General features: G+C 72.6%; 28 protein-coding genes and 1 tRNA gene. 8 read left to right on the top strand and 21 right to left on the bottom strand.

Annotated elements, in window-relative coordinates:
• Positions 1 to 4: 4 nt before the first annotated feature.
• Complete coding sequence (locus ABD665_RS13975; protein ID WP_204913258.1) at positions 5 to 1,336, bottom strand: extracellular solute-binding protein; 1,332 nt, start codon at positions 1,334 to 1,336, stop codon at positions 5 to 7.
• A 305-nt stretch (positions 1,337 to 1,641) separates the two neighbouring features.
• Complete coding sequence (locus tag ABD665_RS13980) at positions 1,642 to 1,962, bottom strand: DUF3618 domain-containing protein (RefSeq protein WP_204913259.1); 321 nt, start codon at positions 1,960 to 1,962, stop codon at positions 1,642 to 1,644.
• Positions 1,963 to 2,063: 101 nt separating this feature from the next.
• Between ABD665_RS13980 and bcp the strand changes: the two genes are divergently transcribed.
• Positions 2,064 to 2,540, top strand: a complete 477-nt coding sequence (gene bcp, locus ABD665_RS13985; protein WP_204913260.1) for a thioredoxin-dependent thiol peroxidase — start codon at positions 2,064 to 2,066, stop codon at positions 2,538 to 2,540.
• A gap of 53 nt (positions 2,541 to 2,593) precedes the next feature.
• Positions 2,594 to 2,675, top strand: a tRNA-Leu gene (locus tag ABD665_RS13990).
• A gap of 8 nt (positions 2,676 to 2,683) precedes the next feature.
• Here ABD665_RS13990 and ABD665_RS13995 read toward each other — a convergent pair.
• The 11 genes from ABD665_RS13995 to ABD665_RS14045 all read right to left on the bottom strand — a co-directional run bounded on the left by ABD665_RS13995 (position 2,684) and on the right by ABD665_RS14045 (position 10,449).
• Positions 2,684 to 3,181, bottom strand: coding sequence for a dihydrofolate reductase (locus ABD665_RS13995; protein ID WP_204913261.1), 498 nt, complete (start codon positions 3,179 to 3,181; stop codon positions 2,684 to 2,686).
• The gene (locus ABD665_RS14000; RefSeq protein ID WP_204913262.1) at positions 3,178 to 3,972 is read right to left on the bottom strand and encodes a thymidylate synthase; all 795 of its coding nucleotides are present in this window, start codon (positions 3,970 to 3,972) and stop codon (positions 3,178 to 3,180) included. The genes ABD665_RS13995 and ABD665_RS14000 overlap by 4 nt, the downstream gene beginning before the upstream one ends.
• Positions 3,969 to 4,583 (bottom strand): non-canonical purine NTP pyrophosphatase, encoded by a 615-nt coding sequence (locus ABD665_RS14005; RefSeq protein WP_204913263.1) that lies wholly within the window; start codon positions 4,581 to 4,583, stop codon positions 3,969 to 3,971. Before ABD665_RS14005 ends, ABD665_RS14000 begins: the two co-directional genes overlap by 4 nt.
• A gap of 7 nt (positions 4,584 to 4,590) precedes the next feature.
• Positions 4,591 to 5,313, bottom strand: a complete 723-nt coding sequence (gene rph / locus ABD665_RS14010; protein WP_204913264.1) for a ribonuclease PH — start codon at positions 5,311 to 5,313, stop codon at positions 4,591 to 4,593.
• A gap of 40 nt (positions 5,314 to 5,353) precedes the next feature.
• On the bottom strand, positions 5,354 to 6,163 hold the full coding sequence (locus ABD665_RS14015; RefSeq protein WP_204913265.1) for an MBL fold metallo-hydrolase: 810 nt from the start codon (positions 6,161 to 6,163) through the stop codon (positions 5,354 to 5,356).
• Positions 6,163 to 6,969, bottom strand: a complete 807-nt coding sequence (gene murI / locus ABD665_RS14020) for a glutamate racemase (RefSeq protein ID WP_344742460.1) — start codon at positions 6,967 to 6,969, stop codon at positions 6,163 to 6,165. The genes ABD665_RS14015 and murI overlap by 1 nt, the downstream gene beginning before the upstream one ends.
• 28 nt (positions 6,970 to 6,997) lie before the next feature.
• A complete protein-coding gene (locus ABD665_RS14025) occupies positions 6,998 to 7,441 on the bottom strand; it encodes a VOC family protein (protein ID WP_204913266.1) in 444 nt (147 codons plus the stop codon).
• Between the two features lie 67 nt (positions 7,442 to 7,508).
• Positions 7,509 to 8,459 carry a cysteine synthase gene (locus ABD665_RS14030; RefSeq protein ID WP_204914901.1) on the bottom strand — a complete coding sequence of 317 codons (951 nt, stop codon included), beginning with the start codon at positions 8,457 to 8,459 and terminating at the stop codon, positions 7,509 to 7,511.
• On the bottom strand, positions 8,456 to 8,746 hold the full coding sequence (locus ABD665_RS14035; protein ID WP_204913268.1) for a MoaD/ThiS family protein: 291 nt from the start codon (positions 8,744 to 8,746) through the stop codon (positions 8,456 to 8,458). Before ABD665_RS14035 ends, ABD665_RS14030 begins: the two co-directional genes overlap by 4 nt.
• A 60-nt stretch (positions 8,747 to 8,806) precedes the next feature.
• On the bottom strand, positions 8,807 to 9,253 hold the full coding sequence (locus ABD665_RS14040; protein ID WP_344742461.1) for a M67 family metallopeptidase: 447 nt from the start codon (positions 9,251 to 9,253) through the stop codon (positions 8,807 to 8,809).
• Between the two features lie 131 nt (positions 9,254 to 9,384).
• Positions 9,385 to 10,449 (bottom strand): LLM class flavin-dependent oxidoreductase, encoded by a 1,065-nt coding sequence (locus ABD665_RS14045; protein WP_204913269.1) that lies wholly within the window; start codon positions 10,447 to 10,449, stop codon positions 9,385 to 9,387.
• A gap of 46 nt (positions 10,450 to 10,495) precedes the next feature.
• Here ABD665_RS14045 and ABD665_RS14050 point away from each other — a divergent pair, with 46 nt between their 5' ends.
• The 3 genes from ABD665_RS14050 to ABD665_RS14060 are packed head-to-tail and all read left to right on the top strand — an operon-like array spanning position 10,496 to position 13,295.
• Positions 10,496 to 11,008 carry a hypothetical protein gene (locus ABD665_RS14050; protein WP_204913270.1) on the top strand — a complete coding sequence of 171 codons (513 nt, stop codon included), beginning with the start codon at positions 10,496 to 10,498 and terminating at the stop codon, positions 11,006 to 11,008.
• Positions 11,005 to 11,829: an MBL fold metallo-hydrolase gene (locus tag ABD665_RS14055; protein WP_204913272.1), complete on the top strand. Its 825-nt coding sequence runs from the start codon at positions 11,005 to 11,007 to the stop codon at positions 11,827 to 11,829. The genes ABD665_RS14050 and ABD665_RS14055 overlap by 4 nt, the downstream gene beginning before the upstream one ends.
• Entirely contained in the window at positions 11,829 to 13,295 is a 1,467-nt protein-coding gene (locus tag ABD665_RS14060) for a carotenoid oxygenase family protein (RefSeq protein WP_204913273.1), read from the top strand. Before ABD665_RS14055 ends, ABD665_RS14060 begins: the two co-directional genes overlap by 1 nt.
• Before the next feature lies 1 nt (position 13,296).
• Here ABD665_RS14060 and ABD665_RS14065 read toward each other — a convergent pair whose 3' ends face one another.
• On the bottom strand, positions 13,297 to 13,743 hold the full coding sequence (locus ABD665_RS14065; protein ID WP_204913274.1) for a hypothetical protein: 447 nt from the start codon (positions 13,741 to 13,743) through the stop codon (positions 13,297 to 13,299).
• Between the two features lie 3 nt (positions 13,744 to 13,746).
• Here ABD665_RS14065 and ABD665_RS14070 point away from each other — a divergent pair, with 3 nt between their 5' ends.
• Together ABD665_RS14070 and ABD665_RS14075 are read left to right on the top strand one after the other, a co-directional pair.
• Positions 13,747 to 13,884, top strand: coding sequence for a hypothetical protein (locus ABD665_RS14070; RefSeq protein ID WP_204913275.1), 138 nt, complete (start codon positions 13,747 to 13,749; stop codon positions 13,882 to 13,884).
• A complete protein-coding gene (locus ABD665_RS14075) occupies positions 13,881 to 15,239 on the top strand; it encodes an esterase-like activity of phytase family protein (protein WP_204913276.1) in 1,359 nt (452 codons plus the stop codon). The genes ABD665_RS14070 and ABD665_RS14075 overlap by 4 nt, the downstream gene beginning before the upstream one ends.
• On the opposite strand, the gene ABD665_RS14080 is transcribed toward ABD665_RS14075, so the two are convergent.
• Positions 15,223 to 16,107, bottom strand: coding sequence for a LysR substrate-binding domain-containing protein (locus ABD665_RS14080; RefSeq protein WP_204913277.1), 885 nt, complete (start codon positions 16,105 to 16,107; stop codon positions 15,223 to 15,225). The two genes, ABD665_RS14075 and ABD665_RS14080, sit on opposite strands and share 17 nt — an antisense overlap.
• Positions 16,108 to 16,204: 97 nt before the next feature.
• Here ABD665_RS14080 and ABD665_RS14085 point away from each other — a divergent pair, with 97 nt between their 5' ends.
• Positions 16,205 to 17,098 carry an EamA family transporter gene (locus tag ABD665_RS14085; RefSeq protein WP_344742462.1) on the top strand — a complete coding sequence of 298 codons (894 nt, stop codon included), beginning with the start codon at positions 16,205 to 16,207 and terminating at the stop codon, positions 17,096 to 17,098.
• Positions 17,099 to 17,131: 33 nt separating this feature from the next.
• On the opposite strand, the gene ABD665_RS14090 is transcribed toward ABD665_RS14085, so the two are convergent.
• The 6 genes from ABD665_RS14090 to clpS are packed head-to-tail and all read right to left on the bottom strand — an operon-like array spanning position 17,132 to position 21,613.
• The gene (locus tag ABD665_RS14090) at positions 17,132 to 17,956 is read right to left on the bottom strand and encodes an ABC transporter permease subunit (RefSeq protein ID WP_204913278.1); all 825 of its coding nucleotides are present in this window, start codon (positions 17,954 to 17,956) and stop codon (positions 17,132 to 17,134) included.
• Complete coding sequence (locus ABD665_RS14095) at positions 17,953 to 18,834, bottom strand: ABC transporter permease subunit (protein WP_204913279.1); 882 nt, start codon at positions 18,832 to 18,834, stop codon at positions 17,953 to 17,955. The genes ABD665_RS14090 and ABD665_RS14095 overlap by 4 nt, the downstream gene beginning before the upstream one ends.
• Positions 18,835 to 18,841: 7 nt before the next feature.
• Positions 18,842 to 20,146 (bottom strand): extracellular solute-binding protein, encoded by a 1,305-nt coding sequence (locus ABD665_RS14100; protein ID WP_204913280.1) that lies wholly within the window; start codon positions 20,144 to 20,146, stop codon positions 18,842 to 18,844.
• Between the two features lie 54 nt (positions 20,147 to 20,200).
• The gene (locus ABD665_RS14105) at positions 20,201 to 20,671 is read right to left on the bottom strand and encodes an NUDIX domain-containing protein (RefSeq protein ID WP_204913281.1); all 471 of its coding nucleotides are present in this window, start codon (positions 20,669 to 20,671) and stop codon (positions 20,201 to 20,203) included.
• 43 nt (positions 20,672 to 20,714) lie between these two features.
• Positions 20,715 to 21,290, bottom strand: a complete 576-nt coding sequence (locus ABD665_RS14110) for a DUF2017 family protein (RefSeq protein ID WP_204913282.1) — start codon at positions 21,288 to 21,290, stop codon at positions 20,715 to 20,717.
• Positions 21,287 to 21,613 carry an ATP-dependent Clp protease adapter ClpS gene (gene clpS / locus ABD665_RS14115; protein WP_204914907.1) on the bottom strand — a complete coding sequence of 109 codons (327 nt, stop codon included), beginning with the start codon at positions 21,611 to 21,613 and terminating at the stop codon, positions 21,287 to 21,289. The genes ABD665_RS14110 and clpS overlap by 4 nt, the downstream gene beginning before the upstream one ends.
• Positions 21,614 to 21,715 lie beyond the last annotated feature (102 nt).

Genomic DNA, 21,715 nt, shown 5'->3' on the forward strand with positions numbered 1-21,715 from the left:
GGGCTTACTTGATCAGCGTCTGCAGCTTGGTCTGCAGGCCCTGCAGAGCGGCGGTCGCGTCGGCGGTGCCGCCGCCCGCGCCGGTCTGGATGGCGCCGTACGCGGCGTCCTGGATGGCCAGCGTCACGTCGCCGTACTCGACGGCCTTCGGACGCGGGATGGCGCCCTGGATCGACTTGAGCTGCGTCGGCATGAACGGGAACTTCTTGACCAGGTCACCGTCGGTGTAGAGCTTCTCCAGCGTCGGCGACTGCGAGGTCGCCAGCGTGTTGGACTTCTGGATCTCCTCCGAGGCCATGAACTTCACGAAGTCGACCGCGGTGCCCTTGTTGTCGCCGTTGGTGGCGATGGCGAGGTTGTGACCGCCGAGGCTCGAGACGCCCGGGCCGCTGATGCCCGGGAGCGGGGCGACGTCGAACTTGCCCTTGACCTTGCTGTCCTTGTCGCTCTGGGCGAGGTTGTACACGTAGCCCCAGTTGCGGTGGAAGATCAGCTGGCCGGCCTCGAACGCGGTGCGACCGTTCTCCTCGCGCCAGGTGACGGCCGCCTTGGGGATGTCGCCGTTCTTGAACCAGTCGGCCAGCGTCTGCAGGCCCTTGGCCGCCTCGGGCGTCGCCACGTTCGGCTTGCCGTCGTCACCGACGATGACGCCGCCGGCGCTGTGCACGGCCTCGTCGAAGTTCACCGTCAGGCCCTCGTACTTGTCGTACTGGCCGGCGAAGCAGCCGAGCTTGTCGTCGTTCTCGCCCGCACGGATCTTGTCGCAGGCGGCCTTCATCTCGTCGAAGGTCGTCGGCGGGGCGGTGATGCCGTACTTGTCGAGCAGGTCCTTGCGGTAGTACAGCAGGCCGCCGTCGGAGGTCGACGGGTAGGCGTAGAGCTTGTTGAAGTAGGTCGCGCCGGTGACGGCGGACTGCAGGAAGCCCGTGGTCGGGAACTGGTCGGCCGGCAGCGGCACGACGTAGCCCTTGGCCGCGAACTCGGAGGTCCAGACGACGTCCACGCTGATCACGCCCATGGCCGGGTTCTTGATCTGCGTGTTCTGGATCATCTGCTGACGCTGCTGGTCGGCGGAGTCCGGGAGCTCGTGGAACTTGACCTGCCCGTTCGGGTGCTGCGCGTTGAACTGGGCGATCAGCTTGGGGAGGTTGCCGGAGCTGTCCTTGCCCTGCCAGTACTCGATGTCACCCTGCTTGGTGAAGTCGACGGCGGGCGCGGAGGAACCGGTGCCGGAGCCGGAGTCGGAGCTGCTGCCACCGCAGGCGGCTGCGGCGAGCAGCGCACCGAGGGAGACGGCCGCGACGGCGACTCGACGCCCAGAACGAACGAAACGCATACAGGCCTCACTTCATTGTTGAGAACGCACCCATTCCGGTTGGTGCTGTCGGCCACAGTAGGGGCACCCCGTCGCACCAGCGCAACACGCACAACGATTTCGTCAAGATCGTTATCAACCCTGTAACACGCCCGGAGGGCGGTTGGGAAGAGGCGCGGATCAGGTCGTTCGTCGAAAGATCTCGCGCCCGTCCGGCGGTCGACGCTACTTAATCCATTCAGCAGCCGACGCGGCTCCGACCTGCTAGCGCGCACCCCGAGGCCGGGGGCTCCGCAGGCCCGCCTCTCAGGAAGCGGGCGGCGGGGTCAGCGGCGGCGGCGGTTACGCAGCGCGCGGAAGGCCAGGACCACCGTGACCGTCCCGGCCACGACCGAGGACAGCTTGAGCACGTGGTCCGTCCGCACGTCACCGCGGGCGTTGAAGAAGTAGGCGCGCGTGTCGTCGACCCGGGCCTGGACGGCAGCGCGGATGCGTCCGACGGTGCGCTCCTTGATGCGCTTGGGGTGCACCTCGTCGATCAGCCCCGCGACGGAGGCGGCGAGGCGGTCGCGGTTGGCTCCGAGGTCGGCCTCGATCTCCGACTTCGACCGACCGGTGAGGCTGGGCCCGCTGGCCTGGGTCGTCACCTGTCCTCCTGACTGCTCGCACGACGGACCGACCGCGTCACCGCGGTGGTTCGACGAAGCCTAGTGCTTGCGCGAGCGGACGGTTCACTAAGGTTCCGGTCATGACGCGACTGGACGCCGGCGACCCCGCCCCCGCCTTCACCCTCCCCGACGCCGACGGCCGCGAGGTGTCGCTCTCGGACTTCGCCGGGCAGCGCGTGATCGTCTACTTCTACCCCGCCGCCCTCACCCCGGGCTGCACCACGCAGGCCGTCGACTTCACCGCGGCCATCAACGACCTGGGCAACGCCGGCCTGCACGTGCTCGGCGTCTCTCCCGACGACCAGGGCAAGCTCGCGCAGTTCCGCGAACGTCAGTCGATCGCCTTCCCGCTGCTCTCCGACCCCGAGCGCACGGTCCTGGCCGCGTACGGGGCGTTCGGCGAGAAGCTGCTCTACGGCAAGCTCGTCGAGGGCGTCATCCGCTCCACCTTCGTGGTCGACGTCGACGCCAAGGGCGCCGGGACGGTCGCGGTCGCGCAGTACAACGTGCGCGCCGCCGGCCACGTCGACAAGCTGAAGCGCGAGCTCGGGGTCTGACCGCTCGCGCTCTCGGTCGCGGGCCGACCCGGGGGCCTAGGCTCTCGGGTCGAGCCGGAGTGGTGGAACGGTAGACACGCAGGATTTAGGTTCCTGTGCCCGCAGGGCGTGAGGGTTCGAGTCCCTTCTCCGGCACCGACCCGTCAGCGACGGGCGTACGAGACGAACGCGTACGCCGGGGAGCCCCCGGCCTCGTCGTGCTCCTCGCGGGCGGTCTCGCGCCAGCGGTCCGGGTCGATCTCCGGGAACCGCACGGACCCCTCCGGGTCCAGCGCGACCTCGGTGACCTCGAGGCGGTCCAGCCGGTCCCAGGTCGCGGCGTAGACCTCTCCCCCGCCTGCGACCCAGACGACCTCGGGCTCCCGCTCCGCGGCGAGCGCGAGCGCCTCGTCGAGGGTCGGGGCCGTGAGGACGCCCTCGCCCCGCCACCTGCGGTCCCGGGTCACCACGATCGTCGTGCGGCCCGGCAGCGGCCGGCCGATGGAGTCGTAGGTCTTGCGGCCCATCACCAGCACGTGGCCGGTGGTCAGGGCCTTGAAGCGGCGCCAGTCGGCGGGGATGCGCCACGGGATGTCCCCGTCGGAGCCGATGACGCCGTTGCGGGCGACGGCGGCGATGCCGACGAGCTCGGGCGCGCTCATACCGCGATCGGGGCCTTGATGCCCGGGTGCGGGTCGTAGCCCTCGATGGCGATGTCGTCGAGCGCGAAGCCGTCGATGTCGTGCACGTCCGGGTTGAGCACGAGACGCGGCAGCGGTCGCGGCTCGCGCGTGAGCTGCAGGCGGGCCTGGTCGAGGTGGTTCAGGTAGAGGTGCGCGTCGCCGAGCGTGTGCACGAAGTCGCCGACCTCCAGGCCGCACACCTGCGCCACGAGGTGGGTGAGGAGCGCGTACGAGGCGATGTTGAAGGGCACGCCGAGGAAGACGTCGGCCGAGCGCTGGTAGAGCTGGCAGGACAGCGCGCCGTCCGCGACGTAGAACTGGAACATCGTGTGGCAGGGCGGCAGGGCCATCTCGTCGAGCTGGCCGACGTTCCAGGCGTTGACGAGGTGCCGGCGAGAGTCCGGGTTGGCCTTGATCGAGCGGATCACCTCCGCGATCTGGTCCACGTGCCGCCCGTCCGGCGTGGGCCAGGACCGCCACTGGTAGCCGTAGACGGGCCCGAGCTCGCCGTCCGCGTCGGCCCACTCGTCCCAGATCGTCACCTTGTTCTCGTGCAGCCACCGCACGTTGGTCTCGCCGCGCAGGAACCACAGCAGCTCGGCCACGACCGAGCGCGTGTGCACCTTCTTGGTCGTCAGCAGCGGGAAGCCCTCGCGCAGGTCGAAGCGCATCTGGTACCCGAAGGTGCTGAGCGTCCCGGTGCCGGTCCGGTCGCCCTTGCGGACCCCGTGGTCGAGCACGTGCCGGACGAGGTCGAGATAGGTCTTCATCCCTGCGGCTCCTTCAGCTCCTCCAGCAGCACCGGGAGCATCGCCCGGACGGCCCGCCCGCGGTGGCTGATCCGGTCCTTGGCGACCGGGTCCAGCACGCCGTTGCTGACCCGCTGGCCGTCGGCCACGAACAGCGGGTCGTAGCCGAAGCCATTCTCGCCGACCGGCGCCCGCAGCAGCCGACCATCCATCCGGCCCGTCGTGGTCCGCTCGCGCCCGTCCGGCAGGACGAGGGCGACGGCCGCCTCGAAGTGGGCGGTGCGGTCGGGGTCCTCGACGTCGTCGAGCTGGGCCAGCAGCAGGGCGTTGTTCCGGTCGTCGGTGGCGTCCGGGCCGGACCAGCGGGCCGACCGGACGCCCGGCATCCCGTTCAGCACGTCCACCGCGATCCCCGAGTCGTCGGCCAGCGCCGGCAGCCCGGTCGCGGCCACGCAGGCGCGCGCCTTGAGCAGGGCGTTGCCGACGAACGTCCGTTCCGTCTCCGCGGGTTCGGGGTAGGGCGGCAGGTCGCCCAGGCCGAGCACCCGGACGTCCGCGCCGGCGGCCTCCACGAGCCGCCGGAGCTCGACGAGCTTCTTGCGGTTGTTGGTGGCCAGGACGACGTCGCGCACGGCGGCCTCAGCCCGCGAGCGCCGCGCGCTGCAGCTCGGTGAGCGTCGCGGTCCCGGCGACGCCGAGGTCGAGCAGCGTGTCCAGCACGGCGCGGTCGAAGGGCTGGCCCTCGGCGGTGCCCTGCACCTCGATGAACCGGCCGGTGCCGTCGGTCACGACGTTGAGGTCGATCTCGGCGACGGAGTCCTCGGAGTAGGCGAGGTCGAGCATCGGGGTGTCCCCCACCACGCCCACGGACACGGCGGCGACCGACCCGGTGAGCGGCTCGCCGCTCAGGGCGTTGCGGTCGCGGAGCCAGCTGACGGCGTCGGCCAGGGCGACGTACGCGCCGGTGATGCTCGCCGTCCGCGTGCCGCCGTCGGCCTGCAGGACGTCGCAGTCGAGGACGATCGTGTTCTCGCCGAGCGCCTTGTAGTCGATGACGGCCCGCAGGCTGCGCCCGATGAGGCGGCTGATCTCGTGCGTGCGCCCGCCGATCTTGCCCTTGACCGACTCGCGGTCGGAGCGGGTGTTCGTGGCGCGGGGCAGCATCGCGTACTCGCTGGTCACCCAGCCGAGCCCGGAGCCCTTGCGCCAGCGCGGCACACCCTGGGTGACGCTGGCGGCGACGAGGACGCGCGTCTGGCCGAACTCGACGAGCACGGACCCCTCGGCCTGGCCCAGCCACCCGCGGGTGATCTTGACCTCCCGGAGCTCGTCGGGGCGGCGGCCGTCAGCGCGGGTGGTCATATGCCCGAGCCTAGGTGGCGCCGCCGACAGTTCCGACGCGCTAGGCGCCGACGGTCCAGACGGCGCCGGTGACGGCCAGGGAGGTCGGGCCGGAGAAGTGCGGGGTCGCCTCGGTCAGCACCTGCTCCGGGTCGTGCCAGGGCGGGACGTGGGTGAGCAGGACCTGCCCGACGCCGGCCCGCTCGCCCGCCGTCGCGGCCTGCGAACCGGTGAGGTGCACCCCGGACGGCAGGCCGGGGCCGTCGAGGAAGGCGGACTCGACCAGCAGCAGGTCGACGCCCCTGCCGTCCTCGCCGCGGGCGAGCTCGACCAGGCTGTCGCAGGGCCCCGTGTCCCCCGAGAACACGAGCGACCCGCCGCCGTCGCCGACCTCGGTGACGCGGACCGCGTACGCCTCCACGGGGTGGTCGACGGGCGCGGTCGCCACGCGGAAGGGGCCGATGCGCTGCTCGGGCGCCCAGACCCGGAAGTCGAACCACTCCCCGATCGGGATCCCGGGCTCGGCGGTGCCACCCGGACGCGGTGCGACGTCGTACGCCCGCGCGAGCCGCTCGCCGGCGCCCGCGGGCGCGTAGACGGGCGGCCGGGGCCACGGTGCGGTCGCGGAGTAGCGGCCGGCCACGTAGGCGCCGCACAGGTCGAGGCAGTGGTCGGGGTGCAGGTGGCTGAGCGTGTACGCGTCGATCGTGCGGGGGTCGACGTAGCGCTGCAGGGCGCCGAAGGAGCCGGGGCCGAGGTCGAGGACGAGCGTGAAGGTGCGACCCTCGTGCTCGGCCTGGACGAGGTAGCAGGACGCGGGCGAGTCCGGGCCGGAGGTCGAGCCGCTGCAGCCCACGACCGTCAGGCGCATCACACGAACTGCTCGACGTCGCTGACCAGGCCGTTCAGCAGCCGCGCGCCGAGCCGCTCGAAGGCCTCCGGGTTGCCCGTGGTCAGGAAGCGGTGGGTGCTCGGGCGCGGGTCGCCGTGCGTCAGTCCCCGCCGGGTCAGCTCGGCGTAGACGGCCTTGGCGCCCTCGTCGGCGCTCGACACGAGCGTGACCTGGTCGCCGAGGACCAGCGAGATCACGCCGGTCAGCAGCGGGTAGTGCGTGCAACCGAGGATCAGGGTGTCGACGCCGGCCGCCCCGGCGAGCGGGGCGAGGTACTCCTCCGCCGCCGCCAGGAGCTCCGGGCCGCCGGTGATGCCCGCCTCGACGAACGGCACGAACCGCGGGCACGCGACGGTGCTGAGCGTGATCGTCGGGGCCGCCGCGAAGGCGTCGTCGTACGCCTGCGACGTGGCCGTGGCCTCGGTGCAGATGACGCCCACGCGACCGTTCCGGGTGGCGGCGGCCGCGCGCCGGGCCGCCGGCGAGATGACCTCGACGACGGGGACCGAGTAGCGCTCGCGGGCGTCGCGCAGCACCGCGGCGCTGGCCGCGTTGCAGGCGATGACCAGGGCCTTCACGCCCTGCTCGACGAGGTGGTCGAGGCACTCGAGCGCGTACTCGCGCACCTCGCCGATCGGCTTGTCGCCGTACGGGCACCGGGCGGTGTCGCCCAGGTAGACGATGTCCTCGTACGGCAGCAGGTCGATGACCGCCCGCGCGACGGTCAGCCCGCCGAAGCCCGAGTCGAAGATCCCGATCGGGGCCTCGGTTCCGGGAGCTGCCACGTCGGCGATCCTAGGGGTCCGGCGCCGCTCAGGCCGTCGGGAAGCAGAGCTCCAGGTTGATGTCGTCGGGGTCCTGCACCGAGAGGATGAGCATCGAGCCGATGTCGGTGACCTCGCCGTGCGGGACGCCGTCCGCGCTCAGCCGCTCGGCCGCCTTGTCGAGATCCGTCCGCGAGGCCACCAGCAGGCCCACGTGGTCGAGCCCGACCCGGGTCGAGGAGAAGGTGTCCTCGGCCGGGGCGACGGGGCGCAGGCCGAGCACCTGGTCGCCGAAGGAGTAGACGACGCCCCCGTAGAAGCGGCTCTGGTCCTCGCGCACCCCGGGCTCGTCGACGGCGTCGGACTGGTCGATGACCGGCTCGCGCCCGAGGAGGCGGGTGTAGAAGGCCTTGGACCGGGCGATGTCGGTGACGGTCAGGCGCAGGTGGTGGATGCCGGCGGGGCTGACGGCTTCGGCGGGGTGCTGGCTCATGCGCCCATCCTGGACCACGCGCCCGACCCCCACGACGGCAGGTCGGTCGCGCGCGACCTTTCCGGGCCTAGGCCCAGACCTGGGTGTCGAGGAAGTCCTCGGTCGAGTCGAGGTCGGTGTTGTAGGCGCCGGTCGACAGGTACTTCCAGCCCGCGTCGCAGATGACCAGCGCGATGTCGGCCGGCTGCCCGGCCTTGACCGCGGCCGCCGCCTGCGCGAGCGCGGCGTGGATGATCGCGCCGGTCGAGAGGCCCGCGAAGATGCCCTCGCGCTCGAGGAGCTCGCGGACGCGGCGCACGGAGTCGCGCGCGCCCACGGAGAAGCGCCGGTCAATCATGGTCGCGTCGTAGAGCTCGGGGACGAAGCCCTCGTCCAGGTTCCGGAGGCCGTAGACGAGCTCGCCGTAGCGCGGCTCGGCGGCGATGATCTGCACGCCGGGCTTGTTCTCGCGGAAGAAGCGGCCGATGCCCATGAGGGTCCCGGTGGTGCCGAGACCGGCGACGACGTGCGTCACGGTCGGCAGGTCGGCGAGGATCTCGGGGCCCGTCGTGCGGTAGTGCGCCTCGGCGTTGGCCGGGTTGCCGTACTGGTAGAGCATCACCCAGTCCGGGTGGTCAGCCGCGATCTCCTTGGCGACCCGGACGGCCTCGTTGGAGCCGCCGGCGGCCGGCGAGGACACGATCTCCGCGCCCCACATGGCCAGGATCTGCTTGCGCTCGACCGAGGTGTTCTCCGGCATCACGCAGACCATCCGGTAGCCGCGGACCTTGGCGGCCATCGCGAGCGAGATGCCCGTGTTGCCGCTGGTGGGCTCGAGGATGGTGGCGCCCGGCCGCAGGCGACCGTCCGCCTCGGCGGCGCGGATCATCGCCAGCGCCGCCCGGTCCTTGATCGAACCGGTCGGGTTCCGGTCCTCGAGCTTGGCCCACAGCCGGACGTCCTCGCTCGGGGAGAGCGAGGGCAGACCGACCAGGGGCGTGTTCCCGACGGAGTCCTCGAGGGAGGCGTACCGGGTCAGCGCGAACCCCCCGCAACGGCGGGCAGGACCACGACGACGTCGCCGTCGGAGACCGGGGAGCTGAGGCCGCCGCTGAAGCGGACGTCCTCGTCGTTCACGTACACGTTCACGAACCGCCGCAGGCTGGCCGCGCTGGGGGTCGCATCGACGATCCGCGCCTTGAGGCCCGGGTGCCGGCCCTCGACGTCGTCGATGAGCTCGGCCAGGGTGGCCCCCTGCCCGGAGACGGCCTTCTCGCCGCCCGTGTAGGTCCGCAGGATCGTCGGGATCCGCACCTCTACCGCCATCGCCGCACTCTCTTCCACTTGCCGATCAGATCCTCGAGTCGAACGCCTCGCCCCAGGGGGCTATTCCGGGTCGAGCACGTCCGCGACGTCGGCGACGAGCTCGATCTCCTCCTCGGTGACGGTGCCGTCGACGATCCGGTAGGACCGGACGGACACCGGGCCGGGCTCGCACCCGGACTCGGCCGTCGACACCAGCACGTAGTGCGCCTGGGGCTCGGCCGCGTACGAGACGTCGGTCCGCGAGGGGTAGGCCTCGGTCGCCGTGTGCGAGTGGTACACGACGACGATCTCCTCGTCGTCGTCCCACATCTGCTTGGCGACGGCGAGCTGCTCGCTCGGGTCGAAGCGGAAGAACGTCGGCGAGCGGTCCGCGTTGATCATGGGGATCAGCCGCACCGGGGTGTCGGAACCCTCCGGCCCGGCGATCACCCCGCACGCCTCGTCGGGGTGGTCCGCGTGGGAGTGGGCGACCATCCCGTCCACGAGAGTCTGGCTGATCCGGAGCACGCGGTCACCCTAGGCGGGCCGCGTGGCCGGGGTCCTGGCTCCCAACCGCTGAGACCTGGCGGCCTCCCGCTCGATCCGTAGCGCTCGACGGGGCTTTCGGCCCTCACGGGCGCCCGGATCGCGATCGAGCGCTACGTATTGAGCAGACCCGGCTCCCAGCCCAGGAGCGGGGCGAGGCGCGTGGCCATGTCGGTGAGGATCTGGACGTAGTCCTCGGGCTCGAAGGTGAACGGCAGAGCGAAGGCGACCTCGTCCACCTCGCGGAACGCCGGGTCCGCGCGCAGCTGCTCGACGAGCTCCTCGGAGGTGCCGACGAGGTCGGGCGCGAACAGCAGCTTCGCCGGGGTCTGCGGGGTGCGCGTCCGCTCCAGGCGGGAGGCGGCGTACGCCTCGTACTTCTCGCGCTGCTCCCGGGTCGCGGTGTCGGTGGGCAGGACGACGAGGCCCTGCGAGACGCGGGCGCGGTCCCCGTCGGGGTGCGCCGACCGGAACGCCCGGACCTGCGCGAGCTGGACCTCGGCGAAGTCGTAGCCGCCCTCGGGCTGGTCGGGCCCCTCCCACTTCACGACGCTGCTGGTCAGGTAGTTCATCGCGTGCTCGCCGGCCCAGGTGGCCGAGCGCAGGCTCGCGCCGCCGTACCACATCCGCTGCCGCAGGCCGGGCGACTGCGGCTGCACCCGGTCGGAGAAGACCTCGATCCCCCGCGTCCCCGAGAACGTGCTCGCCCGCTCCCCCGCCAGGAACCCGAGCAGCCGCTCGACGCGGGCGTAGCCGAAGTCCTCGACGTCCGCGGTGTCGGGGTAGAGGGAGGACCGGACGTCGTCCCAGGACATCGGCGGCCCGACGCTGACGCCCGGGTTCAGCCGGCCGCCGGACAGGACGTCCACGGTGGCGAGGTCCTCGGCGAGGCGGAGCGGGTTCTCCCAGGCGAGCGGGATGACCGCCGTGCCGAGGTCGATCCGGGAGGTGCGCTGGCTGGCGGCCGCGAGCACCGCGACGGGCGAGGAGATGCCGTGCTGCAGGTGCCGGTCGCGCAGCCAGGCGCTGTCGAACCCCAGGCGCTCGCCGAGCTCGATCATCTCGAGCGTCACGTGGTGGCCGGGACCGGGGTCCGCGGCGTCGAAGAGCCCGATGGTGAGGAACCCGAGCCGTCGCAGGGGACGGTCCCGGGTCGGCGCGACGGGGTCGGCAGGCATGTCCCGCACGCTATCCCCCGGCCGGACCCCGACCTAGGCTGAGCGCGTGGCTTGGTTGCCCTCGTGGCTGCGTGCCCGACCGGCCGTCCTCGTCGACCTGCCGCCCGCGGCCCCGCCCGTCGACGAGCGGGCCGTGCTGCGCCGCTGCGCCGCGGAGGCCGTGATCCTGCAGGACCGGGCCGAGGCGGTGCTGGCCGAGGTCCGCGGCCACGGGCACCTCGGGATCATCGCGCCGCGCGGCGGGCCCCTCGTCCGCCGGTTCTTCGCGCTGCGCGAGGAGCTCCCCCCGCGCTGCGCCGACCCCGACGACGAGCGCCTCCGGAACGTCCTCGACGTCGCCCTGCACAGCCACGCCCTGGTCGTGGCGATGAGCATGGACCTGCTCGCGTACGAGTGGCGTTCACCGCGGCTCGAGGACGTGGTCAGCCGGATCGAGGGGCTGGGCGCGGCGGGGGTCGCGCTCGACGCCGCGTACGCCGAGCTGACGCATCCGCCGTCGGTCGACGGTCCGACCCCGTACGGCGCCGGCGAGGACACCGGGAGCAGGATCGCCTCGTGACCGTCTGGATCTGTCGCACCTGCGCCGTCGAGCAGCCGGACACGGCGGAGCCGGCGTCGGCGTGCGCGATCTGCAGCGACGACCGTCAGTACGTGTGCCCGTCCGGCCAGCGCTGGACCTCGCTGCCGGAGCTGGCCGCGGAGGGCCACCACGGCACGCTCGCCGAGGTCGAGCCGGGGCTGCTCGGCGTCACGGTCACGCCGGGCGTCGGGATCGGTCAGCGGGCGCTGCTCGTGCGGACCCCCGCGGGCAACCTGCTGTGGGACCCGACCGGCTACGTCGACGACGACCTGGTCGCGGCGGTGCGCGCTGTCGGCGGCGTGGCGGCGGTGGCGTCGAGCCACCCCCACATGTTCGGTGCCCAGGTCACCTGGGGCGAGCAGCTCGACGCGCCCGTCTGGGTGCAGGCGGCCGACCGCGGCTGGGTGCAGCGCGACGACCCGCGCATCCGGACGTGGGAAGCGGCGTTCGAGGTGCTGCCCGGCGTCACCCTGCACCGCATCGGCGGGCACTTCCCGGGCAGCGCCGTCGCCCACCTCGTCGGGGCCGACGGGCGGAACGTGCTGCTGACCGGCGACACCGTCGCGGGCACGCCGGACGAGCACTGGGTGTCCTTCATGCGGAGCTTCCCGAACAAGGTCCCGCTCTCGGCCGCGGTGGTCCGTCGCGTCGCGGACCGCGTCGTGGCGCTCGACCCCGACCGGCTCTACGACAACTTCGGCGGCCAGGTCCTGGCCGACGCGCGGACCTGGGTCGCCCGCTCCGCCGACCGCTACGTCGCCTGGGTCTCGGGCGACTTCGACCACCTGACGGAGCCGTAGTGGTCCTGTCCTCCGACGACTACCGGGTCGGGCTCGAGGCGCTCGACGCCGAGCTCGCCGACACCGAGCTCGAGACGACCGGAACCCTGCCGGCGTGGCTCCACGGAACCCTCGTCCGCAACGGTCCCGGCCGCTGGAGCGCGCAGCCCGGCGGGCGCGGAGAGCGGTCGAAGCACTGGTTCGACGGGCTCGCGATGCTGCAGCGCTTCCGCGTCGAGGACGGCCGCGTCACCTACGCCAACCGCTACGTGCACAGCCCGGCCTGGCGGGCGGCGACGGAGACGGGGGCGTTCGGGTACGCGGAGGTGGGCACGGTGCCGACCCGCTCGCTGGTCGAGCGGGTGCGGCGCTTCGGGCGGCCGCCGGAGACCGGGACGAACGCCGTCGTGAACGTCCTCCGCCTCGGCGGCCGGCACGTCGCGGTGACCGAGACCCCGGACGCGGTCCCGTACGACCCCACGACCCTGGAGACGCTCGCCCCGGTCGGCTACGACGACGACCTGCCGGGCGACTGGTGCTGCGCGCACCCGCACCACGAGGACATCGCGGGTCCCGCCGGGGGCGGGGTGCTGACCGGGTTCACCGTCGAGTACGGCCGCCGCAGCACCTACCACCTCTACGAGCTCGCCGACGACAGCCTGGAGCGCCGGCTGGTGGCCAGCGTCCCCGCGGCCGGGCGGCCGTCCTACATGCACTCCTTCGCCCTCACGCCCCGGTTCGCCGTGCTCGTCGAGTACCCGCTGCTGGCCAACGCGGTGTCGCTGCTGGCCGGGCGCTCGATCGTCGACAGCCACGACTGGCGGCCGGCCCAGGGCACGCGCTTCACCGTGGTCGAGCGGTCGACCGGGTCGGTCGTCTGCCGCAGCACGACCCCGGCCTTCTTCTGCTACCACCAGGTCAACGCGTTCGAGGACGACGGCGCGCTGCTCGTGGACCTGCCCTCGACCGGCGGCGAGCAGGCGATGCACCAGTTCGACCTCGCCGCGCTGCGCGGCCCGGGACCGCGGACGCCGGCCGGGGAGCTGCGCCGCTACCGCGTGCCGCTCGACGGCGGCCCGGTCACCTACCGGCTGCTGAGCGCGACGCCGCTGGAGTTCCCGAGGATCGCGTACGAGACCCGCCTCGGCCGGCCCTACCTCCACGTCTACGGCGTCGGGACGCCGGGCACGCTGACGACGTCGTTCTCCGACCGGCTGGTCAAGGTCGACGTCGACGACGGCAGCAGCCGCACCTGGGCCGAGCCGGGCTGCTGGCCGGGCGAACCCGTCTTCGTCGCCGACCCCACCGGGACCGCCGAGGACGACGGGGTCGTGCTCTCGCTCGTCCTCGAGGGACGCACCCGGCGCTCGTTCCTGCTCGTCCTGGACGCGGTCACGTTCCGTGAGGTCGCGCGGGCCGAGGTGCCGCACGCCGCACCCCTGGGGTTCCACGGGCAGTGGTACCCCGACGAGGCCGGGGAAGACTGAGTCAGCAGGCCGGCTCGAGCACGCCGTCGGCCTGGCAGTAGAGGGTCGGTCCGCCCGGCTCGTCGGCCACCAGCTCGCGGTCGCCGGTCGCGCGCAGCACGGTCCTCCGCGGCAACCGGGTCGCCGTCCCGTCGGGCCACGCGCCGGGCGCGACCCGCCAGCCTTCCGGGTTCTCCATCTGCCCGATCGAGCAGGTGACGGCACCGGCCGCGTCGCCCAGCACCCAGTCGGGTCCGTCGTCGACCCTCACGTAGGTGCGGCCCGTCCAGGTCACGACGTCGGCGAAGTCCTCGGAACCGTTGCTGGTGTTCGTCAGCAGCAACGGGCAGGCGGCGTCCACGACCACCGGGACCTCGCGCTGCGTGCGCCACAGGCCGTACGCCGCCGCCCCGAGCACGAGGACCACGGCGAGCGCGACCACCAGCACGCGGCGGGCCCGGGTCGTCATCCCGTGATCGTCCGCCCGCTCGCCGCCCGGCGCCAGGCCGGCATGGCGATCGTGACCGAAGCGGTGCCGGCCGCGCTCCCCGCGATGTCACCTGGGCGGCACGCCGCGTTCACCCGCCGGGCCTACGTTCCCGGCTCGTGACCCCTCGTCGAACCTTCACCCTCGGTACCCGCGCCCTCCTCGTCGGCGGGCTGACGCTGGCGGGAGCGGCGACGGCCGTGCCGGCCCAGGCCACGCGCCCCTTCGACCCCGCGAAGCAGACCTCGATCTCGCTCAAGGTCTACACCGAGCAGGTGGGCCCGATCGGCACCATCGGCGGCGTGCGGGTGAGCGGCGACGGCTTCGGCTCGGCCGTGGCGCCCGTCCCGCGGCACAAGAACGAGGTCTACGGGCTGACCGACCGCGGCCCGAACGTCGACGGGCCGGACGACAGCAAGATCGAGCCCTACCCCGGCTTCACGCCGTCGATCGGGCGCTTCAAGCTCAAGAACGGCAAGGCGGAGCTGGTCAAGACGATCAAGCTGCGCGCGAAGGACGGGACGCCCTACAACGGGCAGGTCGACCCGCAGGCCTCCACCGGCGAGACGATCACCGACCTCGACGGCAACGTCCTGCCGCCCTCGCCGTACGGGTACGACTCCGAGGGCCTGGTCGCGCTCGAGGACGGGACCTTCTGGGTGTCGGACGAGTACGGACCGTTCATCACGCACTTCTCCAAGAAGGGCCGCGCGATCGAGCGGCTGTCGCCCTTCGACGGCACGCTGCCGCGCGAGCTGGCCCTGCGCACCCCGAACCGCGGCATGGAGGGCCTGACTCTCACCCCCGACGGGAAGACGCTCGTCGGGATCATGCAGTCGGCGCTCACCCAGGCCGACGCGGGCAAGCCCAAGTCGGTCGCGGTCACCCGCATCGTGACGGTCGACCTGCGCACCCGGGCGACGCACGAGTACGCGTACGTGCTGAACGACCCGAAGGAGCTCGGCACGGCGGTGAGCGAGATCGCGGCGCTGTCCGCGACCCGGTTCGTCGTGGACGAGCGCGACGGCGAGTTCGGTCCCGGCGCCGAGAAGAAGCTCTACGAGGTCGACCTCGCGCAGGCGACCGACGTCGGCCCGAAGACGACCGCCGGGACGTACGACGCGAAGACCGGCGTGCAGCTGGGCGGGCTCAGCCTCGAGGCCGTGGCCGGGACGGGCGACACCGCCGCGGCGACGACGGCCCTCGCGGCGGCGGGCGTCACGCCGGTGAGCAAGAAGCTCTACCTCGACCTCGGCGCCCTGACGGCGGCCGCGGCGCCCGGCGGGACGTTCTTCGACCACGACAAGATCGAGGGCGTCGCGGTGCTCGACGGCGGCCGCAAGATCATCGTCTCCAACGACAGCGACTTCGGGATCTCCGACAGCACGGGCACGGCGGCACCCTTCGGCCTCGTGGCCAAGACGCGGCCGGACGGTTCGGTCGACGACGGCCAGTTCCTGGTCATCGAGCGGCACTGACCGCCAGCCGGTCGAGCAGCAGCCGCAGCGGGGCCCAGCGCTCCCGCCCGAGCCGGGTGACCGCGTAGGCGGTCATCACGACGGGCGGGTCGCGCAGCTCCAGGAGACGCACCCCGGGACGTTCGGGGCGGTCGGCGGGCAGCAGGCCGATCCCCCGGCCGGCCAGGACGAGGTCCTCGACGAGGTCGAGGCTGTCGATCCGGTGGGCGATCCGGGGCGTGAACCCGGCGAGGGACGCGAGCGTGCTGACGGCGCGCTCGTCGGCCGTGTTGCGCGAGTTCACGATCCAGTCGTGCTCCGCCCACGCCGCGAGGTCGCGGACGGGTGAGTCGGCCGCGGCCGCCGCGGGCACGCCGAGGCCCCAGGCCGTCGACCACAGCCGCACGGACGTCATGGTGCTGGGCAGCGGCGCCGGGGCGAGGTTGTAGTCGTAGGTCAGGGCCAGGTCGAGCTGGTCCTCGGCCAGCATCGTGAACGCCTCGAGCGGCTCGTGCTCGTGCACCTGCACGTGCACCGCCGGGTGCGTCTCCTCGAGCTCGGCCATGACGGGCAGCAGCGAGGCCCGCACCGCGGTCGCGAAGCCGCCCACCCGCAGCGTGCCCGTGGGTTCCGCGTGCGGGTCGAGGTCCGCACGGGCGGCGTCGACGCCGGCGAGGATCGTCACCGCGTGGTCGGCCAGCCGGCGCCCGGCCGGGGTGAGGCGGACGCGCCGACCGTCCGGCTCGACCAGCGGGGTGCCCACGTCGCGGGCCAGCGCGGCGACCTGCTGCGAGACCGTCGAGGTCGTCAGCCCGTACGTCTCCGCCACGGCCCGCATCGAGCCGAGCCTCGACAGCTCGAACAGCAGGCGCAGGCGGCGGACGTCCATGGCCGCCATCTTCCACCCGATCGTTCACCGAACCTGAACGGTGGGTCTGCCCGGACCACGTGGACGTGAAGGGTCGATCCGGTCTCTACTGGTCCCCGTGACCAGCACCACCTCGTACGCCGTCGTCGGCCGCTCGCGTTCCGGCGCCGCGATGGCGACCACCTCGATGCTCTGCGTCCAGGTCGGCCTCGCCGTCTCCGTGACCCTCATCGACCGGATCGGCGCGGAGGGCGCGGCGTGGCTGCGCCTCGTCTGGGCCGGGGCCCTCTTCCTCCTGATCGGCCGGCCGTGGCGGCTGCGGCTGAGCCGGTCCGCACTCGGTGCGGCCGTCCTGCTCGGGGTGGCGACCGCGTCGGTCACGCTGCTCTTCATGGCCGCGGTCGCGCGGTTGCCGCTGGGCACGGCGAGCGCGCTGGAGTTCCTCGGCCCGCTCGGCGTGGCGGTCGCGCGGGGTCGTGGCTCGGGGCGGTTCGTCTGGCCGCTCTTCGCCGCCGTCGGGGTCCTGCTGCTCACCGAGCCGTGGGCGGGGACGGCCGACCCGCTCGGGGTGGCCTTCGCGCTGGGCGCGGCCTGCTGCTGGGCGGCCTACATCCTGCTGACGCAGCGCGTCGGGGACCAGGTCCAGGGCCTCGCGGGCCTCTCGATCTCCATGCCGGTGGCGGCCCTCGTCGCGACCGTGACCGTCGGCCCGTCGGCCTTCGGCCGGATGACCCCCGAGCTGCTGCTGGCCGGGATCGGCCTGGCGATCCTGCTGCCGATCGTGCCCTTCAGCCTCGAGCTGCTGGCCCTGCGCCGGCTGAGCACGGCGGCGTTCGGGACGCTGATGAGCCTCGAGCCGGCCTTCGCGCTCCTCGTCGGCCTGGTCGTCCTGAGCCAGGTCCCCCGCCCGCTCGCCGTCGCCGGCATCGTCTTCGTGGTCGTCGCCGGCATCGGCGCCGAACGCACCGGCGGCCGCGAGGTGGCCACGCCCGCCGCGGTCGTCACCACCTGAGGCCCGGCGCGGGCCCCGCCGGCGTCACAGCCGTCAGCGGATGCCGCTCCTCGCGAACCCCTGGACGAAGTAGCGCTGGAACGCCAGGAACAAGATCACCATCGGCGTCACGTTGATCAGCGCGAAGGCCATCGTCGCGCCGTAGTCGGGGCCGAACTGGCCCTGGAGGTAGAGCAGGCCGATCGGCAGCGTGAACAGCCGGTTGTCCTGCAGCGCGACGAGCGGCCAGGCGAAGTCGTTCCAGGTGCTCAGCAGGCTCATGAAGAACAGCACCGCGACGAGCGGCTTCGACATCGGCAGGACGATCCGCGTGAACACCCGGAAGTGCCCGGCCCCGTCGATCCGTGCGGCCTCGATCAGGTCGCGCGGGATGGCGAGGATGAACTGCCGGGCCAGGAACAGCCCGAACGCCGACGCCGCGGTCGGCAGGATGACCGCCCAGTAGCTGCCGTAGAGGCCGAGCACGGTGACCAGCCGGAACAGCGCGACCATGATCACCTGCACCGGCAGGGTGAGCGTCGCGAGCGCGGTGAGGAACAGCGCGTTCGACCCCCGGAACCGCAGCTGCGCGAACGCGTAGCCGCCGAGCAGGTTCACGACGACGGTGATGATCGCCGTGGTCAGCGCGATCGCCACCGAGTTCCCGAACCACGTGGTGACGGGGAACGCGGAGAACACGCGGGAGAAGTTCTCGGTGGTGAGCGCCCGCGGCCAGAGGCGGAGCGCCGAGCCGAGCAGGTCGGAGCGGCTGGAGAGCGCGACGACGACCATCCAGTAGAGCGGGAAGACGATCACGACCGACACGAGCACGGCCGCGACGAGGCGGACGACGTAGAGGCCACGCTGCTCGCGCTTCACCCGACCTCGTCCCGGCTGCGGTTCGTGCGCCACTGCACGAGCGTGAAGGCCATGGTCAGCACGAGCAGCACCATCCCGATCGCCGCGGCGTAGCCCTGGTCACGCACGTCGAAGCCGGTCTCGTACGCGTACGTCACGAGCACGGACGTCGCGTTGCGCGGTCCCCCGCCGGTCAGGACGAAGACGATGTCGAAGACCTGGAACGAGTAGATGACGTTGAGGATCAGGAGGAAGAACGTCGAGGCTCCGAGCAGCGGGACGGTGAGCTGACGGAACTGCTGCCAGCGGCCCGCGCCGTCGAGCACCGCCGCCTCGTAGAGCTCGGGACCGATGCCCTGCAGCCCGGCGAGATAGATCAGCATGTTGAACCCGACCCGCCACCAGAGCGTCACGAGCACCACGGACGAGAAGGCGGCCCCGCTGCCCGACTGCCACGCGACGCCCGGCAGCCCGACGGAGGTGAGCAGCTTGTCGAGCACGCCGCTGTTCTCGTCGAAGATCAGCACGCCGAGCAGCGCCGTGGCCACGCCGGAGATCGCCATCGGCAGGATCAGCACCGACCGGAACACCCCGCGGGCCGGCAGGACCGAGTTCAGGAGCACGGCCGCGCCGAGGCCGAGCGCCATCGACAGCGGCGTCACCAGCACGGTGAACGCCGTCGTGTTGACCAACGAACGCCAGAACAGCCCGTCGGTCGCCAGACGCGCGTAGTTGGCGAGCCCCGCGAAGGTACCCGAGCCGAAGCCGTCGGTCCGCTGGAAGCTGATCACCGCCGCACCGACGAGCGGCACGAAGACGAACAGCCCCAGCAGCAGCAGGTTGGGGGCGAGCAGCACATACGCCGCCCGCGCCTCCCCCCGGACCTGGCGCGACCTCACCGGCGCATCATGCGGCGCCGGTGGCGGCCGCGATGCCCTTGGTGATCCCCGCGAGCGTCGCGTCGGTGCTCTGGCCGCCGACGAACGCCTGCTCGAGCTGGTCCTTGAGCACGGTGATGATCTTGGACATCGACGGCGACGCGACCTGGCCCGAGTCGCTGGCCCGGACCTGAGCGGCCTGGCCGAGGAAGACCGGCGTCAGCTCGGGCCGCACCGTGAAGCTGATGCCGTCGTCGCGGAGGTCGGCCCGGGTCGGCAGCAGCGAGGCGGTCGTGCAGAAGTCGCGCATCGACTCCGCCTCGGTGACGAAGTCCAGGAACTTCGCCGCGAGCGCGGGGTCCTTGGCCTTGGCCGTCGCGACCAGCGCGTTGCCGCCGAAGTCGCTGCCGGCGCGGACGTTGCGCGGGGCGAACGTGGCGCCCCACGCGAAGTCGGCCGTCTTGTCGGCGTCCGGCAGCATGAACGCCCCGCCCCACACCATCGCGGAGGTCTGGGAGTACCAGGTGTCGGCGGCGTAGGTCGTCGACTTGACCGAGTCGTTCGCCGGGACGAGCTTGTCGGCGAAGAACCGCTTGCTGAAGTCGATCGCCGCGCGGCCGGCGTCGGAGTCGATGGCCGGGCTCTTGAGGTCCTCGCCGAGGAAGCGGCCGTCGGCCTGGAAGAGCAGGCTCAGCCAGCGGGTGACGCCGTTGCCCTGCCAGTTGTAGGCCATCGGGTACTGCTTGCCCGGGAGCGAGCCGCGGAGCCTGCCGGCGACGTCGAGCAGCTGCGGCCATGTCCAGGCCTCGTCGACCTTCGTCGGCACCGAGGTGACGCCGGCCGCGTCCAGGAGGGTCTTGTTGTAGAGGATCACCGAGGTGTCGGTGTGGTGCGGGACGCCGTACGGCTTGCCGCCGTTCTGCACCGCGGCCCAGGCCTGCGGGGTGAAGCGGTCGGCGAAGCCGGCGGGCAGGTGCGGGGTGAGGTCGAGCAGCTGACCGGCGCCGGCGTAGCTGCCGAACGTGTAGTAGGGCACCCGGAAGACGTCCGGCGGGTTGCCGGCCTGGATCTGAGCGTCGATGTTGGAGAACATCTGCTCGTACGGGACGGCGTTGAGGTTGACGGTCGTGCCCGGGTTGGCGGCCTGGAAGCGCTCGATGACCTGGCGGAGCCCGGCGAGCTCGGCGTCGGTGCCCCACGTGGTGAAGCTCAGCGTGCCGGCCTGCTGGCTCGGCTGGGAGCCGGCGGGTGCGAACCCTCCGCAGGCGGCGAGCGCGAGGGGCGCCGAGAGCGCCGCGGAGCCGGCGAGGAAGCGGCGGCGGGAGAAGTCCATGGGAACAAGTTCTCGCGCGGAGGGTCCCGCGGTTGCGCGGCGCGGCGGACGGGCTCAGCCGGAGGTGGCCAGCCGGGCCCGCAGCACCGGCCAGGCACCGGCGAACCCCCGGTGCAGCAGGCGGTGGTCGACCTCGTCCACGGCGACCCAGCCGAGGGCCTCCGACTCCTGCTCCACGACCAGCGTCACGTCGGCCACCAGCTCGGCGAGCACGGTCGTGTAGCTCCAGCCGCCGCGGTCGTCGACGTACGGGTCGTCGAGCAGGCGCACCGCGTCTGCCGGCAGCCCGGTCTCCTCGTGGGCCTCGCGCAGCGCGGCCGCGACCGCGTCCTCGTGGCTGTCCCGCGCGCCGCCGGGGATGCCCCAGGTGCCGCCGTCCGCGGTCCACGCCGCCCGGTGCTGCAGGAGCACGACGGGTGCACCCGGCCCCCGCCGGTCCACGACCAGCAGGCCGGCCGCGCCGAACCGCCCCCAGTGCCGCTGCCCGCGGTCGTCGACCACCCAGCCGTTGCCGTCGTGCAGCATCAGCGCGCGGTCCCCGTCGTCGCGAAAGTCGTCGCCAGGACCCTCACAGCGCGCCGACCATCGTCTCCTGGGCGAAGCCCAGCCAGTCGTAGACGCTCACCATGAAGCTGCGCGGGTCCGACTCGTCGAGGGCGGCGAGCTCCTCCGCCGACTCGTTGTCGGTGATGCCCAGGCGCGTGGCGACGGCCAGCCGGACGCCGGTGAGGGTCCGCAGCCAGGCCTCGACGTGGTCGGGGCGGACACGCAGGTCGACCCGGCCCTCCTCCGTCGCGGCCAGGTCCTCCAGCACGACCTGGGCGTCGGTCACCTTGGTCGTGCGCAGGCCGCGCTCGGTGAAGCGGCGGAAGTCGGAGGACGCGTCCGCGTCGTGCGGGTAGGCGTTGGGGAAGAGCCGGCGCAGCACCGGGTCGTCGGAGACCTCGGGCGCGTCGGGGTCGACCTGCAGGTCGGCGGCCAGCGCCTCGAAGGGGTCCGCGGACGGGTCGGGCGTGGCGAAGCCCTCGGGCTCGCCGTCGGACACCAGGTCGACGACCTGGCGGACGAGCGAGGTGAGCAGCTCGACCTCGTACGGGCTGAGCGCAGCGGTCAGGACGCCGCGGCGGCGGGCGAACTTCTTCACTCGTCGGACTTGTCGAGCGTGGCCCACAGCCCGTACTCGTGCATCGCGGTGACGTCGCGCTCCATCGCCTCGCGGGTGCCGCTGCTGACGATGGCCCTGCCCTCGTTGTGGACCTGCATCATCAGCTTCTCCGACTTCGCCTTTGGGTAGTGGAAGTAGGTGGAGAAGACGTGCGCCACGTACGACATCAGGTTGACCGGGTCGTCCCAGACGATCGTCACCCAGGGCAGGTCGGGCACGACCTGCTCGAGCGGACGCTCGGCCACCGCAGTGCCACCGGCAGGCGTCACCGAGGGCGTTCCGGTCTCCGACACGCCTCCCATCATCGCAGGCACCGGGGCGGACCCGGGTGCGAGCCTGCGCCCGACAGGGGGGCTCGTACCCTGGCGGGTGTGAGCGACGGCAGCCCCACCACCCACCTGCCC

The sequence above is a fragment of the Microlunatus spumicola genome (assembly GCF_039536445.1).
GTDB lineage: Bacteria > Actinomycetota > Actinomycetes > Propionibacteriales > Propionibacteriaceae > Microlunatus > Microlunatus spumicola.

What these genes read in the sequence shown, in the direction of transcription:
- rph (WP_204913264.1), bottom strand. Translation starts at nt 5,313, where the DNA reads ATGACCACCCGCGCTGACGGCCGCCGCCCCGACGAGCTCCGGGAGGTC.
- ABD665_RS13975 (WP_204913258.1), bottom strand. Translation starts at nt 1,336, where the DNA reads ATGCGTTTCGTTCGTTCTGGGCGTCGAGTCGCCGTCGCGGCCGTCTCC.
- ABD665_RS14015 (WP_204913265.1), bottom strand. Translation starts at nt 6,163, where the DNA reads ATGCGCCTGACGGTCGTGGGCTGCAGCGGCTCGACCTCCGGCCCGGAC.
- ABD665_RS14065 (WP_204913274.1), bottom strand. Translation starts at nt 13,743, where the DNA reads ATGACGACCCGGGCCCGCCGCGTGCTGGTGGTCGCGCTCGCCGTGGTC.
- ABD665_RS14100 (WP_204913280.1), bottom strand. Translation starts at nt 20,146, where the DNA reads ATGGACTTCTCCCGCCGCCGCTTCCTCGCCGGCTCCGCGGCGCTCTCG.
- ABD665_RS14105 (WP_204913281.1), bottom strand. Translation starts at nt 20,671, where the DNA reads ATGCTGCACGACGGCAACGGCTGGGTGGTCGACGACCGCGGGCAGCGG.
- ABD665_RS14035 (WP_204913268.1), bottom strand. Translation starts at nt 8,746, where the DNA reads ATGGCGGTAGAGGTGCGGATCCCGACGATCCTGCGGACCTACACGGGC.
- ABD665_RS14045 (WP_204913269.1), bottom strand. Translation starts at nt 10,449, where the DNA reads ATGCCTGCCGACCCCGTCGCGCCGACCCGGGACCGTCCCCTGCGACGG.
- ABD665_RS14000 (WP_204913262.1), bottom strand. Translation starts at nt 3,972, where the DNA reads ATGAAGACCTATCTCGACCTCGTCCGGCACGTGCTCGACCACGGGGTC.
- ABD665_RS13995 (WP_204913261.1), bottom strand. Translation starts at nt 3,181, where the DNA reads ATGAGCGCGCCCGAGCTCGTCGGCATCGCCGCCGTCGCCCGCAACGGC.
- clpS (WP_204914907.1), bottom strand. Translation starts at nt 21,613, where the DNA reads ATGGGAGGCGTGTCGGAGACCGGAACGCCCTCGGTGACGCCTGCCGGT.
- bcp (WP_204913260.1), top strand. Translation starts at nt 2,064, where the DNA reads ATGACGCGACTGGACGCCGGCGACCCCGCCCCCGCCTTCACCCTCCCC.
- ABD665_RS14025 (WP_204913266.1), bottom strand. Translation starts at nt 7,441, where the DNA reads ATGAGCCAGCACCCCGCCGAAGCCGTCAGCCCCGCCGGCATCCACCAC.
- ABD665_RS14080 (WP_204913277.1), bottom strand. Translation starts at nt 16,107, where the DNA reads ATGGACGTCCGCCGCCTGCGCCTGCTGTTCGAGCTGTCGAGGCTCGGC.